5 protein-coding genes are annotated in these 7,428 nt (G+C 74.1%); 2 read left to right on the top strand and 3 right to left on the bottom strand.

Going from position 1 to position 7,428, the window contains the following annotated elements:
* Nucleotides 1-6: 6 nt before the first annotated feature.
* Nucleotides 7-1,572, top strand: a complete 1,566-nt coding sequence (ubiB, locus tag ACTZWW_RS18835) for a 2-polyprenylphenol 6-hydroxylase (protein ID WP_444782501.1) — start codon at nucleotides 7-9, stop codon at nucleotides 1,570-1,572.
* Between the two features lie 186 nt (nucleotides 1,573-1,758).
* Here the strand turns inward: ubiB and ACTZWW_RS18840 are convergent, their stop codons facing one another.
* Entirely contained in the window at nucleotides 1,759-2,367 is a 609-nt protein-coding gene (locus ACTZWW_RS18840) for a phasin family protein (RefSeq protein ID WP_444782502.1), read from the bottom strand.
* A gap of 431 nt (nucleotides 2,368-2,798) precedes the next feature.
* On the bottom strand, nucleotides 2,799-3,239 hold the full coding sequence (locus ACTZWW_RS18845) for a phasin family protein (RefSeq protein WP_444782503.1): 441 nt from the start codon (nucleotides 3,237-3,239) through the stop codon (nucleotides 2,799-2,801).
* A gap of 331 nt (nucleotides 3,240-3,570) precedes the next feature.
* On the opposite strand from ACTZWW_RS18845, the gene ACTZWW_RS18850 reads away from it, so the two are divergent.
* Nucleotides 3,571-6,951 (top strand): ATP-binding protein, encoded by a 3,381-nt coding sequence (locus ACTZWW_RS18850; protein WP_444782504.1) that lies wholly within the window; start codon nucleotides 3,571-3,573, stop codon nucleotides 6,949-6,951.
* A gap of 91 nt (nucleotides 6,952-7,042) precedes the next feature.
* Here ACTZWW_RS18850 and ACTZWW_RS18855 read toward each other — a convergent pair whose 3' ends face one another.
* Entirely contained in the window at nucleotides 7,043-7,240 is a 198-nt protein-coding gene (locus ACTZWW_RS18855) for a hypothetical protein (protein WP_444782505.1), read from the bottom strand.
* Nucleotides 7,241-7,428: the final 188 nt, after the last annotated feature.

The following is a 7,428-nucleotide window of genomic DNA, read 5'->3' on the forward strand; positions in this document are numbered from 1 at the left end:
CGCTTCGTGATCGGTGCCGCCATCCACATCGCGCGCATGGCGCGCGCCGGCTTCGTGCTCGCCCGTGAGGGCGCGCTCGGCCTCGTCGATCCGTCCGTGCTGCCGCCCTTGCCGCGGCTCGGGCTGAGGCTCGCCCGTCTCGTCGAGCGCAGGGACGCGGGCTCGTCGCGCAGCCGCCTCTCGGCGGCGCTCGTTCGGCTCGGGCCCTCCTACGTGAAGTTCGGTCAGTTTCTTGCGACGCGCCCGGACATCGTCGGCTTCCAGGCCGCGCGCGATCTCGAGAGCCTGCAGGACCGCCTGCCGCCGTTCCCGCGCGAGGAGGCGGTGCGCGTCGTCGAGGAAGCGCTCGGGCGCCCGATCGAGGCGATCTTCTCGCATTTCGGCGAGCCGGTCGCCGCCGCCTCCATCGCCCAGGTCCACCGCGCCGTGATGAGGACGCCGGAGGGCGGCGAGCAGGTCGTCGCGGTCAAGGTCGTGCGACCGGGCGTGCGCCAGCGCTTCTCCCAGGACCTGCAGGACATGCGCTTCGCCGCGCGCCTCATCGAGGGCTACGATCCGGAGGCGCGCCGCCTCAAGATGGTCGAGGTGGTGGAGACGCTCGCACGCTCGGTCGTGATCGAGATGGACCTGCGGCTCGAGGCCGCCGCGCTCTCGGAGCTCGCCGACAACACCAAGAACGACTTCGAATTCCGGGTGCCCAAGCCCGAGTGGGACCTCACCGACCGCGAGGTGCTGACCCTCGAGTGGATCGACGGGATCAAGCTCAACAAGCCCGAGGACATCGACGCCGCCGGCCACGACCGCGTCGCGCTCGCGCGCATCGTCATCCAGAGCTTCCTGCGCCAAGCGATCCGCGACGGCTTCTTCCACGCCGACATGCACCCCGGCAACCTGTTCGTCGACGCGCGCTCGCGCCTCGTGGCCGTGGACACCGGCATCATGGGCCGGCTCGGCCACCGCGAGCGGCGCTTCCTCGCCGAGATCCTGCTGGGCTTCATCCGCCGGGACTACGTGCGCGTGGCGGAGGTGCACTTCGAGGCGGGCTACGTCCCCCCGCGCCATTCCGTGCTCGATTTCGCGCAAGCGATCCGCGCCATCGGTGAGCCGATCCACGATCGGCGCGCCGACGAGATCTCCATGGCCCGCGTGCTGGCGCTGCTCTTCGAGGTCACCGCCATCTTCGAGATGCAGACGCGCACCGAGCTCGTCATGCTGCAGAAGACGATGGTGGTCGTCGAAGGCGTCGCCCGCCGCCTCGATCCGCATCTCGACATGTGGACCATCGCCGAGCCCGTCGTGCGCGAGTGGATCGAGCGCAATCTCGGCCCCGTCGGCAAGATCGAGGACGTGGGCCGCGGGGCGCGCACGCTGTTCGGCGTGCTCCAGGATCTGCCCGACATCGCGGTGCGCGCCGAGCGGCTGCTGGTGCAGCTCGAGCAGGGGACGGAGCGGGGGATCGCGCTCGCGCCGTCGTCGATCGAGCGCGCGGGCGAGGCGGCCGCGGGGCGCGGGCGGGCGTTGGTGATCGGGGTGTGGGTGATCGCGATCGCGCTGGTGCTGTCGTTGTTCTGAGCATCGATGCCCGCATCGGCTGGTGCGAGGTCGTCGCGTCGTACGCCGACGCCTCGACGACGGGCGCGAAGGCGATGCTGCAGGACCGCGGGGCCTGATGCGGCATGGCGCACCGCACGGAGCCCCGTCGATCGACGGCATGATGCTCGGATGAAGAGGCTCGGCGCGCCGGCCTCCCCCTCCCCCTCAGCGTCTCGTCATCGCCTGCGTCAGCGGCCCGGTCGCCTCGCCGACGAGCTTCGTCGTGGTGTCGGCGATGGCGCGCAGATGGGCGCTCGTGGTCTCGTAGGCCTGGCGGGCGCCGGAGGTCTGCAGCTTGACCGCCTCCGACAGCGAGCCGGCGGTCAGCGTCGAGCGCATCAGCGAGAGCGTCAGGTCGGTGTTGGCGCGCATCAGGTCGAGGACCTGGGCGTTCAGCGCCGCCACGCCGCGGCCGGTCGCCGTGGCGCTCTCGAAGCAGGCCTGGGCCAGCGCCTCGTTGTTCTCGCGGGCCTGCGCGTAGGCGGTGCGCGCACCGTCGGCGCCGGTCTCGAGCAGGCGGCCGTAGGGCTTCACCAGCTCCTCGGCGGCCGGGATGTGGGCGATGCCGACCGCGGAGAACGCCTCCTCGCGCACGTCCGAATGCTCGTCGTCGACCGGCGTCGAGGGTGCCGGCGAGGGGGTGGCGAGCCGGGACACGGGCGGAGAGACGGGGCTGCGCGGCGCGAGGGCCGGAGCCGGGATGTCGGAGGGCACGCGCGCGGAGGCGGGAGCCGGATCCGCGGGCGTCGCCGCCTCGGCGGCCTCGCTCGCCACCGGCTCGGGGCGCGGTGCGGCGGCGGCCTTGAGGGCGGCCGACTTCAGCGCCGTTGTCTTTCTCGAAGGGGCCTTTCGCGAAGGGGCCTTTCGCGACGGGGTCTTTCGCGCGGAAGCCGTCGCAACGCTCGTCGTCGCCACGGGTGCCTCCGGCGCGGGGGCCGTCGCAGCGGGGGCGACGGGGGGCTTCTCGGGGACCCGCGCCTCGGCGGGGATGCCGCGCGTGGTGGCGCGGCGGGCCCGCGCCTTCGACGACGCCGCGACCGCGGTCTTCGGCTTGCTCGTGGTCTCGTCGCTCATCGCTCGTTCCTCGTCTGCGCGCCCGTGTCCCTGAATGACCCCGGCGCGATCGCGCGCGGCGGGGTCGGTCTCGGGAGAACCGCGGCCCGCCGCGGTCTCCCGATCACGCCTTCGCCCTCACGGCGTCGCCGTCACGCCTTCTTGGCGGGGCCGCCCGTGGGCGCGGCCTTGCCGGCGTCCTTCGCGGCGGCGGTCGCCGCATCGCCGGCCTGCTTCATCGCCGCGGAGGCGTCGACGCCGAGCTGGCGCATCTGCTCCTGCATCAGCGCGAACTGGGCCTGCATGAACTCCATCTGGAGCTTCATGGCCTCGGCCGGGTCCTTGGCGCGGATCATCTTCTGGGCGTGCTCGAAGCTCGCCTTGAGGTTCGCCTCGGCCATGCCGAATGTCTTCTCGCGCATGTCCTTGGGGTTCATGCCCATGCGCTCGGCCGGCGCGTCGAAGCTCTCCATCGCGCGCGCGGCGGCGCTGACGAAGCCCTCCATGGCCATGCGGGCCTGCTCGACGCTGCGCTCGGCCATTTCGCGCATCTCGGCCGGGATCTCGAAGGTGGTGTTGCGCTCGTTCGCCATGGCGATCCTCCATCGGTCGGCTGCGCCGGCACCACGACGGCGGCCCGGCTCTTTGTGCGACGCAACATAACTCTTGTGCGACGCAAAATCAACAGGCCGTCCGCGACGTTAAGGTTGACGCCGGCTTACCGCCGGGGTCGGGGATGCGTTGCGGGCCGTCCTGCGTTAAACGATGGTTAAGTATGCGCCTGCGACCGCCTTCGCGAAAGGCTCGCGGCGGTGGACGGGGTGCCGAACGATGGGCGAGGGCGGAGAGGCGTGGGTGGACGAGGCGGCGCGCACGGCGTTCGATGCCTTCGTCGCGCGAGCGGGAACGCGGAGCCCGTTCGCCGTGCGCCCCGTTCTGGTCTGGAGCGCCGACGCGGGTCTCGTGCTCTACGCGTCCGAGGGCGCACGGGCGCTCGCCGAGACGCTCGTCGTCGACGCGCAGGGCCGCGTGCGCCCGGATCTCGCCCCCCGCGACCGGCTCGCCGCGCTCGCCGGGGGCCTCGCGCCGGACGGCGCCGAGCGCCTCGAGCGCCTGCGCTTCCGCCCCGGCCGTCTCGCCGCCCCGATCACGCTCGCCTGTCGGCGCCTCGTGCTGGAGACCGGCGAGAGCGTCCTCCTCACCGCCTTCCTCGACGAGCCGCCGGTGCTTGCGCCCTTCGTGGGACGCGAGACCGGCGCGTCCGCGGCCGAGGCCGTGCAGGCGGCGGGGGGCGCGGGGGAGGAGCCGGTGGCCGTCACGTCGCAGGACGCTGCTCACGAGGACGCTGCTCACGAGGACACGGCTCACGAGGACACGATGGGCCGAGTGACGGTTGCCGAAGAGGCTGCGCCCGAGGACGCCGCGGCGGTGCCGGTCGCGCAAGCTCCCGAGCCCGAGCCCGAGGCCGAGCCCGAGCCAGAGGCCGAGCCCGAGCCCGAGCCCGAGCCAGAGCCAGAGCCAGAGCCGGATCCGCTGTCGGAGGCGCGCGCGCGCCTCGCCGGGCGCGGCGTCGTGCGCTTCGTCTGGCGGGCGGACGCGCAGGGGCGCGTGCGCGAGGTTTCGCCGGCCCTGGCCGACACGATCGGCGCCGAGACCGCCGCGATCACCGGCCGGGGCTTCGCCGAGATCCTCGCCGACGTCGCCCACGATCCGCGCGACATCGTCGCCGAGCTCGTCGCCCGCGGCGAGACCTTCAGCGGCCGGACGGTGCTCTGGCGCGTCTCGGGAACGCCCGCCGCGGTCGAGATCGACCTCGCCGGCTTGCCTGCGCGCGTGCGCGGCGAGGGCGGGCGCGAGATGCGCGGCTTCGGCCTGATCCGCACCGACGCGATCTGCCTCTTCCCGGCGCATCCCGCCGCGGCGCCGCAGGACGAGGGAGCGCAGGACGAGGAGGCGCAGGAGCAGCACGCGGCGGGCCGCGACGCCGCGGAGGCGGAGGAGTCCGCGCCCGAAGCCCTGCCGCTGGAAACCGACGGGCTCGAGCCGGAGGCGCCCGCCACCGAGCCGCACTCGACCGAAGCAGCCGACGGCGAGGATCGCGCCACCGAGGATCTCGCCACAGAGCGCATCGCCCCAGAGCACCTCGCCACCGAGGAGCCCTCGATCGAGGAGCCCTCGATCGGCGAGCCGGAGCGCGCCGCGCCCGAGCCCGACTCCGCGCCCGATTCCGAGCCCGTCGCCGACGCCGCGCCCGCCGCATACCGCGAGGAGGACGCGGCCTTCGCGCCGCAGGCGCGCTTCGCCGTCGCGGCGGGCGAGCGCTACGAGCCCGCGGCGGAGCTCGCCGCGCCCGTGGCACTCGCCTCGCTCACGGCGCCCGCGCAGGGGCGGTTCGGGGAGGCGCAGGCGGACCTCGCCGCGTCGCTCGGCGCCCCCCTCGCAGAGCCCCAAGCGAGCCCCTCGGCACCCTCCTTCGCCACCGAGCCGCGAGAGGACCTCGCCCCCGGCTCGCCGGCGAACGACGTCGATCCGCGCGCGCCTGCGGGCGGCGACGTCCTGAAGGACGCGCAGAGGCCGGCGGCGGCGTCCACCCCGGCCCTGCGCCTGTCACCCACCGAGCATTCCGCCTTCCGCGAGATCGCCCGTGCGCTCGGCGCGCGCTACGCGGGCGACGAGGATCCCGACGTCCGCCCGGACGACGCAGCGGGTTCCGCCGTCGCGGCCTTCCCCCCGCGCCCCGCTCGGCCGGCCGGCGATCCGCTGGCGGCGGCGGCGCTCGAGCGGATCCCGCTGGGCGTCGTCGTGCATCGCGGCGAGGAGACGCTCTACGCCAACCGCCACCTGCTCGATCTCCTCGGGCACGCCGACCTCGGCGCCTTCCGCGCCGCGGGCGGCGTCGCCGGCCTTGTGAAGGGCCGGCCCGGCGCGCTCGCGCGCGTCGAGGCGCTCGATCCCGCCCCCCTGTCGCTCGCGGGGCGCGACGGCGCGAGCTTCGCCGCCGAGGTGCGGCTCTCGACCCTCGATCTCGAGGACGGTCCGGCGAGCCTCCTCGTCGTGCGCCGCCTGCCCGACAGCGACCCCGTCCACCGCGTGCGCGCGCTCGAGATCGAGGCGGCGCGCCTCGAGGCCGAGCTCGCCGAGCGCGACGCCATCCTCGACACGGCGACGGACGGCGTCGTCGTCGTCGACGGCGAGGGCCGCATCCACGCGCTCAACCGCGCGGCCCAGGCGCTGTTCGGCTACGAGGCGAACGAGATCGCCGGCGAGCCCTTCACGGCGCTGTTCGAGACCGAGAGCCACGCCGCCGCGCTCGACTACCTCGCGAGCCTCGGCCGCAGCGGCGTCGCGAGCCTGCTCGACGGCGGGCGCGAGGTGCTCGGGCGCGTGCGCCAGGGCGGCGCGATCCCGCTGTTCATGACGCTCGGGCGCGTCGGCGAGGGGGATGTCGCCGAGGGCGATGTCGGCGAGCCGAGCCCGGGCGAGAGCGGCGGTCGGGCGGGGCGGCGCGAGCCGGCGCGCTTCTGCGCCGTGCTGCGCGACATGACCGCCTTCAGGCAGGCGGAGGCCGAGCTCACCGAGGCCAAGCGCGCCGCCGAGGCGGCGAGCGCGCAGAAGTCCGACTTCCTCGCCCGCATCTCCCACGAGGTGCGCACGCCTCTGAACGCCATCATCGGCTTCGCCGAGGTGATGCGCGAGGAGCGCTTCGGCGCCATCGGCAACGAGCGCTACAAGGACTATCTCGCCGACATCCACGCCTCGGGCCAGCACGTGCTGAGCCTGATCAACGACCTGCTGGACCTCGCCAAGATCGAGGCGGGGCGCCTGGACCTCGCGTTTCGCGCGGTGGGCGTGAACGAGCTCGTGGGCGCGTGCGTCGCGCTGATGCAGCCGGAAGCGGCGCGCGAGCGCATCGTGATGCGAACGAGCCTCCTCGCCAAGCTCCCGCAGGTCGTCGGCGACGAGCGCTCGCTGCGCCAGATCGTCCTCAACCTGCTCTCCAACGCCGTGCGCTTCACCGATCCCGGCGGCCAGGTCATCGTCTCGACGGCGCTGACCGACCGCGGCGAGGTCGCCTTCCGCGTGCGCGACACGGGCATCGGGATGTCGCCGAGCGAGGTGGAAGCCGCCCTCGAGCCCTTCCGCCAGCTCGCCACCGCCCGCCGCCCGGGCGGCACGGGCCTCGGCCTGCCGCTGACCAAGGCCCTCGTCGAGGCCAACCGCGGCGCCATGACGATCTCCTCGCGCAAGGGGGAGGGGACCCTGGTGGAGGTGACGTTCCCGGCGACGGTGGGGGCGGGGGTCTGACCGGGGGCGGCATTACACGCATGCCGGGTCGGCATCGCGCGCCAGCGCGCCGACGGCGTGCACCGTCGTCGCCCGGTCGCATCCCCCTCCGTCACGCCTCCTCGGCGGAGACGGCGTCGGCGCGCAGGCGCCAGTCGCAGCCCTCGGCGAGGGCGTAGAGCCGCTCAGCCTCCGCGACCGCCGCCTCACCGTCGTCGGCGTCGACGGTGAGCTCCTTCTGGACCGTGCGATGGTCGTGCCCGGTGTCGTCGGAGATCGTCTTGTAGAACGTCACACGCCAGCGCGGCATCGCTTCCTCCCTCGTTGGGTCCGAGACGGCAATGCCCGAACGGCCCTGTCCGTTTCGTCGGCGGTCGAATCGCGGTTCCCCCGGGGCGTGAAAAAACTTCGCGCGCGCTGTTGACCCGGCGGGCGCGGCCTCGTATACCCCGGCTCCCGACGCGGCGGGGCCTTCTCAGGAGGGTTCGGCCGGATCGG

It is taken from the genome of Salinarimonas sp. NSM (genome assembly GCF_052380005.1).
Classification (GTDB): Bacteria; Pseudomonadota; Alphaproteobacteria; order Rhizobiales; family Beijerinckiaceae; genus Salinarimonas.

Coding starts and splice junctions, on each gene's coding strand:
- ACTZWW_RS18845 (WP_444782503.1), bottom strand. CDS start 3,239: ATGGCGAACGAGCGCAACACCACCTTCGAGATCCCGGCCGAGATGCGC.
- ACTZWW_RS18855 (WP_444782505.1), bottom strand. CDS start 7,240: ATGCCGCGCTGGCGTGTGACGTTCTACAAGACGATCTCCGACGACACC.